This is a genomic window from Micromonospora sp. DT41 (assembly GCF_049841715.1).
Classification (GTDB): Bacteria; Actinomycetota; Actinomycetes; order Mycobacteriales; family Micromonosporaceae; genus Micromonospora; species Micromonospora profundi.
The window spans coordinates 293,962-313,987 of record NZ_JBNCKU010000008.1; the positions used below are offsets into that span (position 1 = coordinate 293,962).

Here is a 20,026-nt window from a genome sequence, read left to right on the forward strand (position 1 = left end):
CGTGCCGTCGCGCCGTCGTGCCGCGGCCGCCGGGCTCGCCGGTCTGCGGGCCGCGCTGCCAATCCGGCGTCGTGCCGCCGAACCGCCGCCGGGCCCACCGGTCTCTGGCCGCGCTGCTGATCCGCCGTTGTGCCGCCGGGCCGCCGATTCGCCGTCGTGCCGTCGTGCTCCGGGCTGTCGTGCCGCTGGTCCGCCGGGCCGCCTGGCCATCGTGCCTCCAGATCTTGGACAGTTTCCGTTAGCGGCTAACGGAAACTGTCCAAGATCTCCGGGATTTGGGCGCCGTTGCGGGGGCGCGGGCAACTAGCGGCGGCTAGCGGGCGGACGCCCGGGGGGTGAGGCGTTCGATCGGGTCGGCCGGCGGGGCGGTCGGGTTCAGGGCGGTCGGGTTGCTGTTGGCCTCGGCCTGAAGCGTCGTCAGGTGGGCGAGGAGGACCGCGCGGTCGAACCGGTGGGTGGCGAAGACCGGCGAGCGTGGCCAGGCGATGCCACACGTCGTCGGCGTGCGGACTCCAAGGACTCTAAGGACTCCAAGGACCCCGAAAGCAAGAGCCCGGCCTCCTGGCAAGCGTCGTCGCCGAGGTCGCCCGGCGGTCATGGATCCCGCCAGATCCCTACACCACGCGATGCTGACCCCAGATCGCGCGGAAGCGCCCGCCCCCCAGGTCGAGGGGCGGGCGCTTCGCGTCAGCCCACCACTGATCGCAGCGGCACCTGGGCGTCGCGCAGGGCGCGTACCAGGTTGGCGAGGAACGGGTGTTCGTCGACCTGGCGTCCCTCCGGGTTCGGGATCACGACGTACACCGAGCCGTTCTTCGCGGACATCTTCGCGTCGGTGGTGAAGCGTTCGACGATGGCCTGGGCGCGCGGCAGGTCCGCGGCCGCGACCTGGATGGTGATGGGCCGCCACCCGCCGCCCAGGTCCGCCGTTACGGGCGCGGCGGCGGCGTTGGCCCGCGCCGGGTCGACCCCGGTCGAGCGCCGGGCGTCCGGCGTGGTCGCGCCCGCCGGGTAGAGCAGCGCGTTGGCCACCAGGTGCAGACCATTTTCGTTGTACGCCCGGAACAGCGGGTTGAACGCGAACAGCACCGCCCGACCCGCGCCGGTCGGTTCGTCGACGACGGCTGCCGTGCCCTTGAGGGTGTCCGCGCCCACTGTGTAGCCGTTAGCCCAGAACGTGTCGCCCGTCGGGTAGGTGAGCACGTTCGTCCCGGTGGTGCTCGGGTTGAGGATCGGGTCGCTGTTGTTGAACTCGAAGTCCTCGGCGGGACGGCCCAGGGCGACAGGGCTGTCGCGGTCGACGTCGACCCGCAGGTGTGAGCCGATCACCAGGTAGTCGGCCGGTTTGGGCTTCTCGGTGGTGGACGTGAGCCCGGCCGCGCGGGCCATCCGTGTGCCCTCGTTGCGCAGTCCGATGTAGGTGTGGCCCTGCGCGATCCAGTCGCGCAGGTTTGCCTGCCCGGTGGCGGTGAGCCCGCCGGTGGCGTTGCTGCCGTCGGGCACCAGCAGCACGGTACGGCCGGTGAACGCCTCGGTGTTGTCGTTGATGTCGGCGGTGGTGACCGGCTTCAGGTCCAGGCCCCACCGCTTGCCGAGCACGTACCGGGCCTCGCCGTGCGAGCCCGACGTGGTGGAGATGCCGGTGCCCTGGAACAGTCCGACGTCGGGCAGGCTGAGTCGGGTGCCGGTGGGCCGCCCGGCCGGTGTCAGGGTGACACCGAGCGACCGGGCCAGGTCGTCGACGCTCCGGCTCACCTTCGACGCCGCGATGGCCACAGTGTTCGTCGTGAGGTCCCGCACGAGGGGTACGCCACGGCCGAGCACTGTGAAGGTGAACTCCGCAGCGGCAGCCGAGTCCAGCTTGTACGTGTACGAGCCCCACGGCCACGCCAGCCCGGACCGGCCGCCGGAGACCTTGCGGACGAGCTGCGCCTTGGGCCGGACGGTGTCGCCGGTGTAGAGGGTGGACACGCCCATCAGCAGCGGGTTGCTCCAGGACGACACGTCGTAGAAGTACGGGAACGGCACGTACGGGTCCTCGCCCATGATCGCCTGGATCCAGTGTTTCTGCGGCTGGTCCATCGGGATCCAGTACGCGCCCTCGGGCACTGTCACGTTCGTGGCGCTGCGGCCGCCGAAGATCCGGGCGTTGGGTACGCGGGTCGGCTTCTGCACCTCGTAGACCTCGACGTCCATCCGGCGTAGCCGCTCGACGAGCTGCCGGACGTCGGCGAGCTGCCGGTCGGGCAGCAGGAAGTACGAGCGGATCGTGATGTCCGGTACCGGGAACTGGACCTCGTTTGTGGGCTGCACGACCTCGTTGGGCTCCAGCGTGCCCGCCCTGCCCTGGGCCAGCGCGTCGGTCCAGATGTCGAAGTAGCCGCTGAGCACCTCGCGCTTGTTGGCGGCGGCCCAGCCGAGCGTCGACCACTGGGTGTGGAACTGCTGCTGCACCCGGTCGGCGACGGCGGAAGCGCTGCCCTTCTCGTACGTCATGCCGGCCGCGCCGAAGCCGGTGGTCGGCACGGTGTCGCCGTAGCCCATGAAGAACATGTCGTACGTGTCGTAGTTGAAGTAGCACTCGGTCGTGACGGTGTCGTCGCAGGCGCCGTTGTAGCCGAAGCCGGCCTTGTTCGCCTCGCCGATCCGGTTGATCCAGTCCACTGCCTCACCGGCGATCTCGTGGTGGATCGGGTCGGCGTTGGGCGGGAAGAAGTACTGCCTGCCGCCCATCTCGTGGGCGTCGATGAACACCTGCGGCGGGTAGCGGCGCAGCAGTTCGAGCTTGCCGTCGGTCTCCTGCTGGGTGCGGGCGAACCAGTCCCGGTTCATGTCGAAGCCGAACTCGTTCTGCCGCCGGGTCGCGTCGCGGCCGTCCGGGTTCTGCGTCGGCACGATGATGGTGACCAGGTTGTCGTTGCGTTTGGCAACGTCGCAGGACAGGCCGGCGGCCAGCTCGTACAGCGTCTTGAGGGCGGCGTCGGTGCCGCTCTTCTCGCCGCCGTGCACGTTGGCGGTGACCCAGACGATGGCCGGGCTGTCCTTCGCCGTCTTGGCGGCCGTGCGCGCGCTGGTCCGGCGGGGATCCCGCAGGTCGCGTACGTCGTCGGCGATCGCACGCAGCGCGGCCGGCTTGACGTGGCGCTCGTTTGACACCACCGCGTACGGCAGCGGTTGCCCGAGCACGCTTGTGGCCATCACGCCCGTGACGACCCGGTCCGAGGCGTTGTCCACCGCCGCGAGGTAGCTGCGGACCTCGCCGTTGGTGACGACCCGCTCCTGGCCGACGCCGAGGGGGAAACCGAGCACGGCCTCCGGGGCGGGAACGGTGCTCAACCGCGCGCCCGGGTCGTTGCTGCACGGGGTGGGCCGGGCGGCGGCGCTCGCGGCCGGTGTGCCGCCGAGCAGGGGAGTCATGCCGAGCAGGAGGGCGATAGTGGCGGCGCTCGCGAGCCGCCTCGGTGGGACCGACCGGAACTGGCGCATCGATGGGGCCATGTCTCGTGTTTCCCCTCTCGGGAACAGCCTCGCAGTGGCCGGAGCCTATGAAGCGTCGATACCGTGGTCAAGGCCCGATCGACATCGGTGACTGGGTGGGATGCCGGTGTCCGGGCCGGCTGGCAGGATGACGGGAGTGACGGGGCTGCGCCGATCACTCCGCTGCCGAGGAGGAGAACGTTGCCGGATTCGATCACACTCGCGCTGCACTCGGATCGTCCGGTGGCCGACGCGCAGCGGTCGCTGGCGTCCTGGTTGCGCGCCGACGACCGGCTGCACGGGACGGTCACCACTGCCGCAACCGACACGGAGGAGGAGGCGTCTGTTCTGCTGGTGGCGGTCGGCGACGCCGGCGCGGCAATGGTGCTGGTCCAAGCGCTCGCCGGTTGGTTGACCCATCGCCGCGACGACGTGACTGTGACGCTGACTGGTCCCGCCGGGTGGTCGGCCGAGTTGGACGTACCCCGGGCTCGTGACATGGGCCAGGTGACGGCGCTCGTCGAGGCCGCGGTGTGCGCGGTGGCCGCCCGGTAGTCGGCCCGCCACCGGCCGGGAACCGGTCGGCGACGGGCCAGGAGCGCGGTACGCCTACCAGGTGGTCAGGCCGAGGCCGATCGTCTTGGTCAGCGTGGCGTTGTCGTCGTCGCCGTCCAGCGACCACATCATGGCGCCGGCCAGACCCGCCTGCCTGATGTAGAGCGTCTTCTGCAGTACGACAGCCGGGTCGTCGTACGTCCAGAAGGTAGTGCCGTCGAACAGCCAGGCGTGCCCGGAGCGCAGGTCGCGGTGCACTGTGTAGCCCTTGCCGGCGAGGGTCTTGAGCTGCTTGTAGTCCTCGTAGCCGGCCTCGAAGGTGGCCGGCGCCGGGCCGGTGGCCGGCTGGAAGAGGCCGTTGCCGCCGCCGGTGACGCCCGTCCAACCCCGGCCGTAGTACGGGATGCCCAGGACGAGCTTGTTGCGGGGCGCGCCACGGGCGATCCAGCCGTCGATGGCCACCTCGGCGGAGAAGTCCGGGTTGTCCGGGGCGCCCCGGGGTACGCGCAGCGCCGACTGTTGGTTGGTCACCGCGTCCCAACTGCCGTGGAAGTCGTAGCCCTGCACTGTGGCGAAGTCCAGGTACTTGAAGATCTTGCGGCCCTCGTAGCCGGCGTCCATTGTCGCCGGGTTGGCCGGCAGGAACGCGGTGAGCGGGTGGTGCGCGCGGGTCGTGCGCCCGTACGCGTCGAGTTGCCTGCGGAACTCGGCGAGCAGCTTCGTGAAGTTCTCCCGGTCCTCGGGGCGGATGACGTTGCCGGGCTCGCCCTCCCAGTTCGGCCACTCCCAGTCGAGGTCGACGCCGTCGAAGACGCCTGCCGCGGCTCCCGGGCTGCCCGGCAGGTTGCCCTTGAGGTAGATGTCGATGCAGGACGCGACGAACGCCTTGCGGGAGGCGTCGGTGCGGGCGGCGTTGGAGAAGTACGTCGACCAGCTCCACCCGCCCAGCGAGATCAGCACCTTCAGTTTGGGGTGCTTGGCCTTCAGCTTGGCCAGCTGGCCGAAGTTGCCGTTGAGCGCCTGACCGGGGGCGTCGGCGATCCCGTCGACGCTCTCCTCGGCGGGCACCGGTCGCTGGTAGTCGGCCCACGCGTCGCCCTCGCCCGGCCCGCCGTCCACATAGCAGCGTCCGTCCTCGCTGACGTTGCCGAAGGCGTAGTTGACGTGGGTGAGGCGGCTGGCCGCCCCGGAGGTGTCGAGCTTCTTGACCGGGAAGGCGCGGCCGTAGATGCCCCACTGGGTGAAGTAGCCGACCCGGTGGTAGCCGGCGCGGTCGGGTTTGGCGCCCGCACCCGCAGCGGCGCTCGCGGCGGTGGGCGGGGCGGCGGTGATCAGCAGGGTCGCCAGGGCGACGACTGCTGTGAGACGGCGGTGGCGCAACTGTCGCATCGGCACACTCCCACGGGGCATCAAGCACAATTAGTAAAGAGACTTATCTGATTGATGAAGTTAAGCCGATCACCGTCAACGGTCAAGAGCGGCCAGCCCCATGGGGGATTGTGACGGCGTTACCTGGTGGTAACGATGTTGTGCCATGGACTCAGCCCTGACATTGATCGGCCTGCCCATCGCCCTCGGCATCATCATGCTCGGTCTGGGTCTCGGGCTGACCGTCGAGGACTTCCGCCGGGTGGCCCAGCATCCGAGAGCCGCAGTCATCGCGCTGGTGTGCCAGGTGCTGGTGCTGCCGGCGATCTGCTTCGGCCTCGTCCTCGCCTTCGGCCTGGCGCCGGAGCTGGCCGTCGGCATGATGCTGCTGGCCGCGTCCCCGGGCGGCACGACCGCCAACCTCTACAGCCACCTGTTCGGAGGGCACGTCGCCCTGAACATCACACTGACCGCCATCAACTCGGTGCTCGCCGCGTTCACCCTGCCGATCCTTGTCAACCTGTCGGCGGCGTACTTCCTGCCCGACGGGCGCAGCATCGGCCTACAGTTCGACAAGGTCCTCCAGGTCTTCGCCATCGTGCTCATCCCGGTCGCGATCGGCATGCTCATCCGGGCCCGGGTGCCGCAGGTCGCCGAGCGGTTGAACCGCCCGGTCCGGATCCTCTCCGTCGTCGTGCTCGTCGCGGTGATCGCCGGGGCCGTGCTCGGTGAACGCGAGAACATCGCCGACTACTTCGTCTCCGTGGGCCTGGCCGTCCTCGCGTTCAACCTGCTGAGCCTCGCGATCGGTTACGGGGTGCCCCGGCTGGCCGGCGTCGACCGGAGGGCCGCGACGGCAGCCGGATTCGAGATCGGCATCCACAACAGCACACTTGCCATCACGATCGCGCTCAGCCCGGCGTTGCTCGACAGCACCCAGATGGCGATCCCGGGCGCCGTCTACGGCATCGTCATGTTCTTCACCGCGGCGGCCTTCGGCTACCTGGTGACCCGCGTCGGCGCCCGCTCCACAAGCGCGGTGACGCCGTGACGGCGGGGTCAGCCGTGTGACGCCCTGACGGGCGCCGTCAGCCGACCTGGTCGTTGTCCTTGAGCGCGCCCCAGCCGTGCCAGCGGTCGATCTCGATGAGGGCGCTGACCCGGTCGCGTTCCCGGCGGGGGTACGCGTCGCCGGTGTAGTGTCGCGCCAGCCTGTCGATGTCGGCGAGGCCCTCGTCGTCGCGCAGTTCGGCGACGCGCCCGATGATGCTGAGGTGCGTGTACCAACCGGCCTCGTCCAGCACCGTGAGGGAGACCCGGGGGTCGTTGCGGATATGGCCCAGCCGGCGGCGGCTCGCGTCCATGTTCACCAGGATCCGGCCGTCGTCCCACAGGTACCAGGTGGCGGCGGACACCGGCTGGCCACCTGCCTGGAGCGTCGTCATGACAGCCGGGTTCGGCTTCTGGAGCATGGCGACAGCGGCCTCGGGAAGCGGTGGCTTGGACATGAAGTCTCCTCCTCGCGTGAGCGTTACCCCTGCACGTTACGCATCCAAGGGCGCCGTGCACGCCGGGACGCGCGTCAACGGGCGGGTCGCCACGAGGTCGATCGAGCCGCCGCCGGGGAATCTCAGCGAAGCTCCTGGATGCGGACCATGTTGCCGGCGGGGTCGCGGAAGGCGCAGTCACGGATGCCGTACGGCTGGTCGGTCGGTTCCTGGACGACCTCGGCGTCGCGGGCCTGCACCTTCTCGAACGTGTCGTCGAGGTTGCGGGTGGCCAGCAGGATCCAGCCGTAGGTGCCCTTGGCCATCATCTCGGAGATCATGCGCCGCTCGTCCTCGGTGAGCCCCGGGTCGGCTGTCGGCGGGGCCAGGAGGATCGACGTGTCGGGCTGCCCGACGGGGCCGACGGTGATCCACCGCATGGTGCCCTGCCCGACGTCGGTGCGGACCTCGAAGCCGAGCACGTCGCGGTAGAAGACCAGCGACTCCTCGGGGTCGACGTGGGGAAGAACTGTCGTGTGAATGGTGATGTCCATGGCGATGATGCTAGGGACGGCGCACCGTCGCGTACTTCTCGATTCCTGACCGATCCGGCGAACGGGGGCGGCCTCCGGCTACCGGGTGACCCGTGTCGGCGCCCGCTCCGCCACCGCCGTGACGCCCTGACGGGCAGGTGTCAGCTGACCTGGGCGCGGGGGCCCTCGTCCAGTCGCAGCTCGACGACACGCCCCGGTGACGCTGAGATGGGTGTACCAGCCGGCCTCGTCCAGCACGGTGAAGAGGACTCGGGGATCGTTGCGGACGTGCCCAGCCGGCGACGGGACTCGTCCATGTTCACCAGGATCCGGCCGTCGTCCCACAGGTATCAGGTGGCGGCGGACGCCGGCCAATCAACAGCCGGGTTCGGCTTCTGGTGCATGACGACCGCGGCCTCGAAATTGCAGAGTTGGATTGCGTGGGCCGGTAGTAGCCCTCCCGGGTCGACTCGGGGCACTCGGGCGGCAGCTCGGTTGGTCGAAGCCGTCCGTCCGGAGGATCCCGACCGACTGAGTCGCTGCCTACGTTTAGTCAGCCCGTGACCGATTGGCGGGCGCTGACCAATTTCTGCCGACGCATCACTGGTCGCCGGCTCGAAAGCGGGCCGGCAGCGCCCGGAAGGGCGGGCTACGTCGCCGGCTCGGACCCCTTCGCTGCCGCAGCTTTCGGGGCAGCAGAGGGGGAGTGAAGCTATGGGAACGCGGGCGTTACCCCCGAATGTCGCCGCAGCATCCGACGTGATCGCACAACGGGGGCCGCTCACGCCCGATGAAATCGCCGACGCCCTTCGGGAAAGTGGCATCGTGCTGCCCGCGGCGCGGTTGGCGAAACTGCCGGAGCGCTTTCCATCGGCGTTCGTCATCGACGACCACGACCGACTGAGCCATCCACCTCGGCCGTCCGGCTCAGCCGGCCCGGATGCGGCGTCTGCAACAGCACAAGTCGTAGACGAGGCAGGCTTTGCATGGAACAGGGTTGACCCTCCAGCAGCGACGCTGCTGGAGGATCTCGTCGTCGTGGTGCCGGGGACGTCGGCGCACCAGCAGGCGGAACTGGCAGTCGTACGGATGCGGGGTGGTGAGGCGCGGATTTTCAGCGCGAGTCCGAACCGGTCCGATGACATTCGTGATTTCCTCGTCGGAGCTGCGGGCCTGGTCGGATACTGCCTGAACGGTGATCGCTGGTCGCACCTACCAGGCGAAATCGACCGCTGCCTGCCTGATCTCCGAGCTGATCTGCGGATACTGGCGCTGCTTCATGAGCCCAATCGACCGACCAGTCGAATGAGCGAGATGTGCGCGGTTTTCGGTGTCGAGCAGGGGAACGGCGATCCGCTGGGCGACGCCCTTGCCCTCGCCGCGTGTCTGCGTGTTCTGGTCAGCCGGATCGACGGCTCTGACGCGTCGTGGCAGGTTGCGCGGGCCTGTCTCGTCGCGGGCGGATCGGACCTTGCTCGATTGTTGCCGGAGGCACCGATGCCGGTGAACATCCGGGACGTACTCTCCTGCGCCCCTGACCCCCTGCTCGAGCCGGTCGGAGGGGCCCAATCCGGTACGGCCGCAGACGCGGTACGTCAGGTGTTCAGCCAATTGGGTGAGCGTGGCTACGCGGCCCGGCCGTCGCAGCGGGAAATGGCCGGGGCGGTGGCTGAGGTGCTCGACGCGGGTGGTCTACTCGCGGTCGAAGCGCCCACCGGCACGGGCAAGTCCCTGGCTTATCTGACGCCGGCCGGACGACAAGCCCGTCCTGGTCGGCCTGTCGTGGTCGCCACCGCAACGAAGGTCCTCCAGCAGCAACTGCGGCGCGATGTGACTCGGCTTCGAGCCGAAGGTCTGTTCCGTGCCCCGTTCCGTCAGCTCTTCGGGGTATCCAACTACCTCTGCTCGCGGGAGATCGCCTCCGCTCTGGAGTCGTCGGATGAGAGCGCCGGCACTGACCACTGGATGGCGCTGGCCGTCGCTGTCCGAGCGCTCGCCGTCGGTGAGACGGGGGTGTGGGATGACGTCGCGGACGCGGATGTCGCCGGCGGGCGCCCCGCCTACCAGGGCTTGCGGGACACCCTGCGTACCGACGCCGGGTCCTGCGAACGTTATGAATGTTCCTGGGCAGACCGGTGCCCGTTGTTCACAAGACTCGCCGGGATGCGGGAACGGCCCGGTGTTGTCGCTGTCAATCATGCCCTGATCGCAACTTGGGCGAAGCTCGCTCAGCAAGGTCAGCGGAGCCCTGGGGACGTTCTCGCCGAGGGCCACGGTGACGTCATCTTCGACGAGGCACACGAGCTGGAAGAATCGCTGACGGCCGCGTGGACGGAGGTCGTCGGCCGGCGCGAGCTTATCGGCATGGCGGCGAGGCTCGACGGCAGGAACGGACTCGACCGGCACCTGCGCCGGCTCGCCGCTGCCGGAACCGACCTGCGCCGAGAGCGGGCCATGCCGGTCATGGCTCGACAGTTGCGGCAGGACTGCGATCGGTTGACCGGCGCAGTGCAGCAGTATCTGCACGAGTACGGCGGCGTGAACCGCTCCGCAGTCCCGCAGCTGGGGGTGGTATACAGCCGAACTGAGTATCGGCAGCTCATCGAGGAGGTGCGGCAGACCAACCGCAGTTTGCGGGAACTGGGGACCGAGCTGACCGCGCTTGAGACGGGCGCCAGGGCGCAAATCCCCGAGGCGAGCGGCCGCGCACGGCTGCTGCTCAAGGGCCTGCTGGTTCGCGTCACTGGCCTGGCTCGCTCCGTCGGGAACGCCGGCGAGGTGCTCGGGCGGCTCAGGGACCTGCCCGACGAGCATCTCTGGGTCTACCGGCTCTCGGGCCAACCAGGCACCGACACGGACCCTGCAACGAGCGCCGAGACTACTCCCACCACGGTGTCAGCGGATCAGATTACCCAGACTGAATGGACCTTCGAGTGCATTCCGGTCGACGTCGGTCCGGCATTCGCGGACGGCATTGTCCGACCGGCCCGCAGCGTCACCCTGACCAGCGCGACCTTGACGACCGGTGACAGTTTCGACTATCTGAGTGACCGGCTGGGGATTCGGGTGGAACGGGGCAGCGGCGAGCCAGGTGTCTTCGACGGACGACAGCTGCGCAGCCCTTTCGACTACGCCACCCAGTCCGCCGTCGTCCTCACCAGCCACCTGCCTGTACCCGTGCCGGGCCAGGAACGGGAGTTCGTCGAGGAGTTCGCCCGCGACCAGGTCGGTCTGCTGTCGTTGACCGGCGGCCGCTCGATGACGCTGTTCGCCGCGCGTCGTCGGATGGAAGCCGTGGCCGGCCTCGTACGGCAGCGCTCGGAGCCGCTGGCCGAGCGGGGCGTGCACCTGCTTGTGCAGGGCGAGGCCGGCCGGGCCGAGATTGCCGCCCGGTTCCGGTCAGAGCCGGGGAGCGTTGTGTACGGTCTGCGGTCCTACTGGCAGGGCTTCGACGCGCCAGGTGAGACGCTCAGTTACCTGATCATCGAGAAACCGCCGTACCCGCATCCCGACGACGCAGTGGTCAGTGCCCGGGCCCGTGCCATCGCCGACCGGGGTGGCGATCCATTCCTGGACTACCTCGTACCCAAGACCGCAGTGCAGCTTGCGCAGGGTTTCGGTCGCCTGATTCGCAGCGAGACCGACCGGGGTGTCGCGCTGATCTGCGACCGGCGGATGCAGTCACCCGGCAGCGCCAACCGGATTCTCCTCTCCTCCCTGCCCGGGCCCGCGATTCACCACGCGGTCGACCGCGACGACGCTTGGCGCTTCGCCGTGCAGTTCGTCACTGGTGAGCAGCCAGATCTCACAGCCGCGTTGTCTCTCGCTCGCAGTGACATGGACGCCACGCTGGAACGACTGCGTCTGGCGCCTGGAGAGGACCCGGAACCGAAACTGCGCGAGGGGGCACGGCTGCTCTTCGGGGTACACGAGCTGCGCGATCCGCAGTTGCAGCTGATGCGGGCTCACCTGGCAGGCGACGACACCGTCGGTGTCCTGCCGACCGGCACCGGCAAGTCGCTCTGCTTTCAGCTTCCCGCCCTCTTGCGCCCGGAGGACCGGGCGACGGTGGTGGTCAGTCCGCTCGTCGCACTGATCAAGGACCAATTGGATGACCTTCGAGGTCGCCGAGGGCTTCGGGGCGTCCAGGGCATCACCGGCAACACCCCTGCCGCCGTTCGCAACGAAATCCTGCGGGACCTGGCGGCGGGAAAGATTCGTCTGCTTTATGTCTCGCCAGAGCGGCTGGTGCGGGATCCGGTGCTGAGGGTGGCGCTGGAGCGGCAGCACCTGGCCGGCCTCGTGGTTGACGAGGCGCACTGCGTGAGTGACTGGGGGCACGACTTCCGGCCCGAGTTCCGACGAGTGTCGCGGGCGGTGGCGCACCTGGGCCGAGCTCCACGGATGGCGTTGACAGCCACGGCCACAGAGCCGGTCTTGCAGGACATTATCGGCACCCTGGAACTCGTTGACCCGGTGGTCGTCACCCGACCTGCCGATCGCCCGAATCTCCGCTTCCAGGTGACCAAGGTGGGTGGTGAACGGGAGCGGGCCCGCGAACTGCTGAGGATCGCGACGGCGATGGGACCGTCCCCGGGCATCGTGTACGCCTCGCGGCGCGCAGTCACCGAGGAGGTGGCCGCTCTGCTGCGTCGCGCGGGCATCCGGGCCCGGCACTATCACGCGGGAATGGTGCCGGAGCAGCGCGAGGCCGTCCAGGACGACTTCCTCGCCGGCACCACCCAGGTCATCGTCGCCACCAAAGCATTCGGGATGGGCGTCAACAAACCTGACGTCGGATGGGTGGCGCACTACGACCTACCCGAGTCGCTCGACGCGTACGTGCAGGAGGCAGGTCGCGCCGCGCGCTCCGCCGATCTGCACGGCCAGTGCGTGTTGTTGTACGGCCAGGGCGACATCGCCCGCCGCCGCGCTCAGGTGGCCGACACGACTGAGGGGCACCGGTTGGCGCAGGCCCGACGCGCATTGAGCCTGTTGCTGACCCAACGTCGCCGTGGCGCTGACGTGGTGTTCGATCCGGAGGAACTGGCCGAAGCGGTCGCGGTCGAGCCGGACGAGCTCAACGTTCTGCTGGGCTGGCTGGAGCGTGCCGGCGCGGTGGAACAGCTTCCGGACTGCTCGGCCCGGGGCACGGTCCACGTCGGTGTTCGGGAACCGGCGGACCAAGGGGAGCGACGCCGATTCCGCGAGTTGTCCGTGCTGCTGAAGCTGCGCCCACAGGTGGGCAGCCGGATCGACTTCGATCGGCTTGAGGCGGACCACGGTGTCGACCCCGACGCGTTGGAACGCGATCTCGTGGCTTGGTCGCTCGACCGGCTCATCACCTTCTCGTCGTCGCAGCGGTACCGCCGGCTGCGAGTGCGCAGCCGGCAGTTGGACACCGCGGTGTTGCAACGGGAGGTTCGGCGATGGAACCTCTGGCAGCGGCGGCAGCTCGAAGCGATGCTTTCGTACCTCGGTAGCGGGTGCCGCCGTGCCGCTATGGTCGCCTACTTCGGCTTTCCGTCGTACTCGTGCGGTGCTGAGCACGACGCCTGTGACGGCTGCGGGGGGACATCTCCGTGGCACGACCTTCCCGCGTCGGCGGTGCCTGACCCCGAGCAGTTGGTCAACGTCGAGCTGACGGTTCTGCAGGCTGTGGGATGGGCCTCGACCCTGCGCACCGGTCGCTACGGCGCGGTCGGGTTGAAAGCCGCGGTCCTCGGCGCGGAAGTCCTGGCCGGTGGACAGCCCATCGGGGCTGGCCTGCGTCGTTGCCCTCAGTTCGGTGCGCTGCGCCACGTGCGGGGCGCCGACCGCCGCTGGGACGAGGCGACTGACCGGCTCGTCGGTGCTGGCTTGCTCGTCCGCGATCAGATCGAGCGGGATAGCAGGAGTTACACAAGTCTGGCTGTCACCGATGCCGGGCGGGAACGGTTGGGAGGCCGGCATGGGTGAGGTGGCAAGTGTCGAGAGGGTCATCAACGCCGAGATGCTGGAGAGCGGCGAGATCTCTCTCGGCCCGGTCGAGAGTGCCCGCTTGGGTCTGGCGAACCAACTGATGGACCTGGCGCTGGTGGTGGAGGAGGAGTCCCTGCCGGTGACCTGGGTTGCGGGTCGGCGGCGGCTCGCTGGTGAGACGTTGGCCGACTACCTACAGGACACCGCTCGGATCGGTGGCCTGCTGAGGCTCGAACGGCGGGGCAGCGAAGCCATCCGCCTCGTCGTGGTCTCGCCGGGGACCCGGCTGTCCGTGACCACGCGCCCGCCGGGCGTGGCGGGGACACCGGGTGCGGCCCCGGTAGCCCGGGGAGCCGCCGCCGCGCGCGCCGACACTCGTCCGCAGCGGCGGGGGAGCACCGGCGGCCGCTACCGGTTGCGTCAGCGCGAGGAATACGCCTGGCAGGGCGACATCGGCTTCCTTCGAAGCGCTCGCACACACATGACCGGAGCCCTGCGCAATCGGGGATGGGATCCCGCCGATGCTGTGCGGATGCGGCTCGAGGGAGAGCGCCTGGCTACTCTCGACCAGTTCGACGAGCTGCTCGCCATCGATGCCGCGCACATCGAACACATGCCACACCAGGAGGGCGCGGCCCGCACCGTGCTGACCCGGATGGGTGGCCGCGGCATCCTTGCTGACGAAGTGGGCCTCGGCAAGACCGTGGAGGCCGGTCTCGTTCTCAAGGAGTTGATACTGCGTGGCCTCGCACAGCGCGTCCTGATCGTCTGCCCGGCACCGCTGCGGGACCAGTGGCGTGACGAGCTGCGGGAAAAGTTCGACGAGGACTTCACCGTGGTAGCCAGCGGACAGGACGCCCGTGCCTTCAGGCAGGACCGGATCATCATGACCCTGCAACTGGTGCTGCGGAACGTCGAGCGTCTGGGTGAGGGCTTCGACTTGGTGATCGTGGACGAGGCGCACCGTCTCGCGGGCGCCGGCGCTCGCAAGACCCGGGAGATCATCGGAGATCTGGTCGCCAAGGCACCCCGGGTCCTGTTCCTCTCCGCCACTCCGGTGCAGAACAACCTGCTCGAGCTCTACCGCTTGGTGGAGCTGCTCCGACCGGGCACCTTCGACTCCGAACGTGACTTCGCCCGCCGGTTCGTTGACGGCCGCGACCCGCGCAAGCCGGTCAACGCGGCGGAGTTGCGGAAGCTGATCAGCAGCGTGGTCGTCCGCACCACCCGTCAGCAGGCCGGCGTCGACCGGGTGCACCGGATGCCCCCACAGGATCACGGGGTGCAGCTGACCCTCCCCGAACGCCAGCTCTACGACCTGCTCCTGCACACCCTGAGGCACCGGATGACGGGCCCGGGTGACACCATGCGGCGACGGCAACTCGCCCTGCGGCTCACCGCCTCGCCCCAGGCGGTCTCCCGCAGTGCCCTGCGAATGGCCGAGCGTGAGGCGGATCGAGGGCTGAGGGAGACCTTGACCGAGATTGGTCATCTCGCCGGCGACATCCGGCACACCTCCCGCGAACAGGTCGCTCTGAACGTGGTCCGCCAGTGGCTCGATGAACATGGTCGCGTCCTCGTCTTCACCCAGCATACCGACACGCTTGGCGGCATCCTCCGACTGCTCGACGCCGACGGCATCACCGCGGCACCGTTTCACGGCGGTATGAGCCACGCCGCTCGTGGCGCCTCAGTCGCCGACTTCAAGTCGGGACGCGCGCAGGTCCTGGTCTCGACCGATGCTGGAGCCGAGGGGCAGAACCTGCAGGTCAGCAACTGCGTGCTCAACTACGATCTGCCATGGAACCCGATGCGGGTCGAGCAGCGGATTGGTCGGGTCCACCGGCTTACCCAGACTCGTGATGTCCATATCGCCAACCTCTTCGCCCGCAACACCCTCGATGAGTCCGTCTACCGGCTCCTGCACGACAAACTCGCCATGTTCGAGCTGCTCTTCGGGCAGGTCGTGACCGTTCTCGGCGAGTTGGAGGGCACGCAGGACTCCAGCATGGAGCACAGGGTGCTACAGGCGTTGTACGCAAACAGCGACGCCACGATGCAGCGGCGGCTGGATGAGTTGGGCAGCCAACTCGAACACGCGCGCAGTCGAGCGATGACCATGATGGCCGCGGACGCCGGGCTCAGCGACTGGCTTGCGCAACGTCAGGAGGAACGGCGTAAGCGTGAGGCTCAGCCGCAGGCCCGCGAGTTGCTGCCGCAACTCGCGGAGCGGCCGCGCCGTCGGCAGAAGGACCTCGAGCAGTTCGTCCGGCGTTTCCTAGGGTTGGCGGGAGCGACCCTGAGTCATCCCTCGGAGGGTTTCACCGTCGCCTCGCTGCCTCCGGACCTGGCCGCCGCTTTCGGAGGCCGTACCGAACTATTCCTCGCCTTCACCAACGCCGCGCTAGATCATCACCCCGAGGCGCAGCTCTGCGTCGTCGGTTCGGAACTCTTCGACGAACTGTTGGAGGTTCTGCGGGATCGGGGTGACCTGGCCGGGACCGAGGCGGTTCTACCGGATCTGCACCAACGCGCGGTGATTCGACATGCGGCGGACGTACAGCTGGTCAAGCGGCGGGTGGAGCCCGACGAGGGCTGGTCGGCCCGGGCCACCTACCGGGTACAGGAGGGCGCCACCAGCGGCAATCAGCAGCTCATCACCGTCGATGTCGGTGCCCAGGTACGCGTCGACGAGAGCCGCTCGCCCCTGCCCGACGGGGCACCCCTGCCCACCGCTCTGCCCGAGCGGGCAGTGTTGGACGCTGTCGATCAGCAGGCCGTCGTCCACCTGCGGCAGCATCTGCGGGAGGTGCGGCAGGCCGAGGATCGGAGCCGCAAGGAGGCCCAGGAGACCCTGGTCGCGAACCTGGAGAAGCAACTCGGGACGGCACAGAAGTCCTTCCGCAAGCACAAAAACACGCAGACGTACCTCCAGTTGATGGAGTGGGAACGGCAACTCGAACGCGCTATCGAGGCCGCCCGGCGGCCGGCCCCTCCGGTGGCCGACACCGAGCTTCGAGCGGAACTGCTCACTCTGGAAATGCACGGCTCCGACCGGCTCATGGTGGTGGAGAGCTGGCAGCACGACAGCGGCATCACCCGGGAGATCAGGTATGCGTGGACCGGCAACCTCGCCGACCACGCCCCGATCTGCGAGGCGACCGGTGCCGCGCTGAACACGCTCGCCCTGTGCGGCGGTGCGCACGTCGTCGACGGCGCGGCGTTGCACGGCTGCCAGGTGTGCGCGACCGAATGGTGCGGTGCCTGCGGACCGACCCGCGCCGTGCAGGCCTGCGCAGGCTGTGGTCGCGAAGCCTGCGCCACCTGCCGGCACAGCGGAGCGCTGTGCAACGGCTGCGCTCGGCCGGACCGCGCCACAGAACTGGATACCGACTACGAGCATGGCTGGCGCTTGGGCGGTCAGGCGTACCTGCTCGTGGGTGAGCGGCACGCCGTCGTCGTCGACGAGCACGGCCACCGCAGCACCGTGGTGCCCGACCCGGACGTTCTCGACCCCGTCCGGGCCAGGCTACGCGGCCTCGCCGTCCGGCTGCAGTTGCCCGTCGGAACGGGTCTGGTAGCCGCCACGCCTCCGATGGCCGCTTCCGATCTGTCGGCCGGAAGCGCGTGGGCGGACGTGCAACCGTCGGTCTGGTGGACGTGGCAGGAGCACGCCGGTGCTGACGTCGACACCAGCGTGGCCGACCTGCTGCCCGACGTCCCCGACCTCCAGGTCACCGGAGAGAGCGCTGCTGGTGTCAGTGCCCTGCTCGCGGATCTTCGACGACGTGGCTCGGCACCTGTACCGCCTGCGGTTGCGGCGGTTCCTTTCGCTGTGGTGCGACGGGTCGACGTCGTGGAAGGGGAGTTCCATTACCGGGAGTTCTGGCACGAGGGTGACCGGCCGCCGCTGCTCGCCGACTCTGACACCGCGTCGCTGAAACCCAGCCGGCACGACGTCGAACGGCATTGCCGGCCCATCGCCGGCACCACCGTCGGGCCAGTGGGCGTGGAGATCGACGGATTGCACCGTTCGTTCGTGTGCCTGCTGACCGATGGCAGTCACAGCAGCACCTTGTTCGTTCCTGGTGTACCCGGTGCCACCCTCGCCGCGGAGGAACAACTGGCGCGTCTGGTTTCCGCAGCGGGCCTGCCACCCGCGCGGCCCGTTGTGCGCCACCCATGGGAGCCACCGCCTGTTACTGAGCTGCAATACAGCAAGCCGGCCGACGGCGTGGACGTGGTGCGTCGCGCAGTCACGTCCCGGACCCTGCTCACCGAGGGGGAGGGCGACCCGGAGATCGCACCCGTCTCCACCCAGTCGATCTCCACGGAGTTCGCCGGAGCCGCACGGGTCGAAGATCCGCAGCTGTGTGCCGTCCTGACCGGGATGGATGAGCTGCTGACCCCTGTGCCGATCGGGCAGTACGTGACCGTGGAAGAGAGCTGGCGCTCGCCCTACGGAACAGCGAGCCGGCGCTACCTGATTGCACCGGCGGCCCCGCTGGATTCCCGGCTGCTTGCGGGACGCATCCTCGTCCAGCCCGGTGAGGTGCTCGCCGCCGCGTTGACCGACGGCACCGTCACCGAGGGCGAGGTTTCGGTGGACAGCCGCGGCCATCTCTCCGCCCATGAGCTGAGCGCCAACTGCCCCGTGTGCGATCACCTCTACGGGCCCTGCTGTGGAGAGGACGGCACCGTCACCGGCTGCTCCTCGTGCGAACGGCCGGCCTGCGGAATGTGCCGGGCGAAGGATCCGTCTTCGGTTGAGCGGACCCGCTGCGAACGGTGCGGTGATCGATCCTGCGGCGACTGCGCGCGGCACCTACCGGTCCGCGCGTGCGAACTCTGCAACCGCGCGGCCTGCGCGGCCTGCAGGCCGGGGTCGCTCTGTCTGACCTGCAGCCAACTGAAGCCGGCGACTGCCGAACAACGCGGGCAACTGCCCGGTGAGTTGCACCTGGAAGGGCTCACGGTCCTTGTCGGGCACGACGCGCAAGGCACGGTCGTGGTGCTGCGGGGGGTGCACCGTAGCGAGGTCGCGGTCATCGGAGCAGCGGGGCTTCAACACTGGGAGACGGCGACTGCCGACGACCCGGAGGTGTTGCGGCTGCGGCTGCGGGCGGCGGAGCTCGGGGGCAGCGGGGACGTTGATCTTCGCACGGTGCCTGGTCAGATGACACCGGTTCCTCCAGACTGGCTGGTGCTCAGCCACGACACGGACACGACCTTCCAGTGGCTGGTTCAGACCGATGGTCAGCGGCGTGCCGGCAACGCGCCCTCGTTGGCGGAAATGCCCGCTGCTAGTGGCCTGGACCCGGAGCTGCGCGCAGACCTTGCCGACGCCTTCGGCGAGACGAGATCGTCGGCACCCATTCCGGTGTCCGCACCGGCGGCCAGACGGAGGTTGATTCGCCAAGCCGCAGGTGACATCGCATCACCGCCGACGCGGACGGTCGGCGTCGCCTGCCGCCAACACACCGCCGTGACGTTGGCCGTCACCGCACGCGGCCTCGTCCGACGGCGGGCTCTCGGTAGTCAGGTCATCGAGGAGACGGCCGACTGGCAGTTTCCCGAGGCGATCGCATCGTGGGTGCACACCGGCTGGCGTCCGGCACCCGAGGTTATCGTCACCGCCGACCTCGACGGTTGGACGGTGGTGATCGCGGCCGTCGGACATCACACGTCACTCGGCGTTCGCCATCGCGGTGACCAGCCCACCTGGTATCAGGTGACCAAGGACAGTGAGCTCGACCTCCTGCGTGGCGCGCTCGGCGTTGAACTGCTCGGGGAGCACGCGTTGGTGTCGATCGCCGCGCACACCTCGGAACGGGACCTCCGCGGGCCAACTCTTCTGGGCGCCACCCCACTTGCTCGTCGTGCCAGCCGGAAGATCACGCGACTGCCTTTCGGTCAGCCGCGCCGGGCCGCGATGTCCCCGACCGCCGCTGTCGCGGCCGTCATGCCGGGCATCATGCCCACCGCCCCTGCCGCTGGGCCACAGATACCGGCTGCGTTGTTGACCGAACTGCGGCAGCAGGCGATGACCCGCCGGGTCAGCGAAGTGGACCTGACCGTGGGCTTGGACGTGCAGGAGGAGTGGCGCCTCGCGAACGGCGACACCATGACTGTCAAGTACCAGGTCGCGGCCGGGGAAACCGTCGGCTCCCTGCCCGACGCCGTCACCGGGGCGCCGTTGCATCAGGCGAGCGTCTGTCGCCTTCACCACCTGGTGAGGCACGTGGAGGTGTGCGCGACCTGCCTCACCGCCACCTGTCCCGCCTGCCCCGACGCCGTCCAGCCGTGTGTCCTCTGCAGTGGTCGGCTGTGCCGCCGGTGCGTAGCCTCCACCGACGGTCGCTGCCTCGCCTGTACTCAGCTGCGCAAGGTGAAGCTGCTGGATCGTGGCGCATTCGGCGTGTCGCTGCGCGGTGGGGCATGGCACGGGGTGGGGCCGTACGCCAAGGTCACCTTGCGGCGGGACAAGGGTCGATGGTCGTTAGAGCGATGGGACAACGCTGGCCGGATGACGGCCACCCTGGACGGCGACCGACTGCTTAACATCCGCCGTATGATCGGCGATGCTGAGTGAGAAGCACGGATGGTGGCACCCAGAGATGAGCGGGCCATACCCGCGTATTAGGC

8 protein-coding genes are annotated in these 20,026 nt (G+C 69.0%); 4 read left to right on the plus strand and 4 right to left on the minus strand.

The window, feature by feature from the left end:
• Nucleotides 1–687 precede the first annotated feature (687 nt).
• A complete protein-coding gene (locus tag ACLQ23_RS17800; protein ID WP_425880831.1) occupies nucleotides 688–3,498 on the minus strand; it encodes a M14 family zinc carboxypeptidase in 2,811 nt (936 codons plus the stop codon).
• Between the two features lie 180 nt (nucleotides 3,499–3,678).
• Here ACLQ23_RS17800 and ACLQ23_RS17805 point away from each other — a divergent pair, with 180 nt between their 5' ends.
• Nucleotides 3,679–4,032, plus strand: a complete 354-nt coding sequence (locus ACLQ23_RS17805; RefSeq protein WP_355631215.1) for an effector-associated constant component EACC1 — start codon at nucleotides 3,679–3,681, stop codon at nucleotides 4,030–4,032.
• A 54-nt stretch (nucleotides 4,033–4,086) separates the two neighbouring features.
• Here ACLQ23_RS17805 and ACLQ23_RS17810 read toward each other — a convergent pair whose 3' ends face one another.
• Nucleotides 4,087–5,421 carry a glycoside hydrolase family 18 protein gene (locus ACLQ23_RS17810; protein ID WP_355631213.1) on the minus strand — a complete coding sequence of 445 codons (1,335 nt, stop codon included), beginning with the start codon at nucleotides 5,419–5,421 and terminating at the stop codon, nucleotides 4,087–4,089.
• Nucleotides 5,422–5,566: 145 nt separating this feature from the next.
• Here ACLQ23_RS17810 and ACLQ23_RS17815 point away from each other — a divergent pair, with 145 nt between their 5' ends.
• Nucleotides 5,567–6,451: a bile acid:sodium symporter family protein gene (locus ACLQ23_RS17815; protein ID WP_425734797.1), complete on the plus strand. Its 885-nt coding sequence runs from the start codon at nucleotides 5,567–5,569 to the stop codon at nucleotides 6,449–6,451.
• A gap of 37 nt (nucleotides 6,452–6,488) precedes the next feature.
• Here the strand turns inward: ACLQ23_RS17815 and ACLQ23_RS17820 are convergent, their stop codons facing one another.
• Together ACLQ23_RS17820 and ACLQ23_RS17825 are read right to left on the minus strand one after the other, a co-directional pair.
• A complete protein-coding gene (locus ACLQ23_RS17820; protein WP_355631207.1) occupies nucleotides 6,489–6,908 on the minus strand; it encodes a PPOX class F420-dependent oxidoreductase in 420 nt (139 codons plus the stop codon).
• 122 nt (nucleotides 6,909–7,030) lie between these two features.
• The gene (locus tag ACLQ23_RS17825; protein WP_355631204.1) at nucleotides 7,031–7,441 is read right to left on the minus strand and encodes a VOC family protein; all 411 of its coding nucleotides are present in this window, start codon (nucleotides 7,439–7,441) and stop codon (nucleotides 7,031–7,033) included.
• Between the two features lie 693 nt (nucleotides 7,442–8,134).
• Here ACLQ23_RS17825 and ACLQ23_RS17830 point away from each other — a divergent pair.
• Both ACLQ23_RS17830 and ACLQ23_RS17835 read left to right on the plus strand, forming a co-directional pair.
• Nucleotides 8,135–13,378, plus strand: coding sequence for a RecQ family ATP-dependent DNA helicase (locus tag ACLQ23_RS17830; RefSeq protein ID WP_425880832.1), 5,244 nt, complete (start codon nucleotides 8,135–8,137; stop codon nucleotides 13,376–13,378).
• Nucleotides 13,371–19,973, plus strand: coding sequence for an SNF2-related protein (locus tag ACLQ23_RS17835; protein ID WP_425734796.1), 6,603 nt, complete (start codon nucleotides 13,371–13,373; stop codon nucleotides 19,971–19,973). Before ACLQ23_RS17830 ends, ACLQ23_RS17835 begins: the two co-directional genes overlap by 8 nt.
• Nucleotides 19,974–20,026: the final 53 nt, after the last annotated feature.

Excerpts from the sequence above, each read along its gene's own strand:
- ACLQ23_RS17800 (WP_425880831.1), bottom strand. The coding sequence starts at position 3,498 with ATGGCCCCATCGATGCGCCAGTTCCGGTCGGTCCCACCGAGGCGGCTC.
- ACLQ23_RS17810 (WP_355631213.1), bottom strand. The coding sequence starts at position 5,421 with ATGCGACAGTTGCGCCACCGCCGTCTCACAGCAGTCGTCGCCCTGGCG.
- ACLQ23_RS17815 (WP_425734797.1), top strand. The coding sequence starts at position 5,567 with ATGGACTCAGCCCTGACATTGATCGGCCTGCCCATCGCCCTCGGCATC.
- ACLQ23_RS17820 (WP_355631207.1), bottom strand. The coding sequence starts at position 6,908 with ATGTCCAAGCCACCGCTTCCCGAGGCCGCTGTCGCCATGCTCCAGAAG.
- ACLQ23_RS17825 (WP_355631204.1), bottom strand. The coding sequence starts at position 7,441 with ATGGACATCACCATTCACACGACAGTTCTTCCCCACGTCGACCCCGAG.
- ACLQ23_RS17830 (WP_425880832.1), top strand. The coding sequence starts at position 8,135 with ATGGGAACGCGGGCGTTACCCCCGAATGTCGCCGCAGCATCCGACGTG.
- ACLQ23_RS17835 (WP_425734796.1), top strand. The coding sequence starts at position 13,371 with ATGGGTGAGGTGGCAAGTGTCGAGAGGGTCATCAACGCCGAGATGCTG.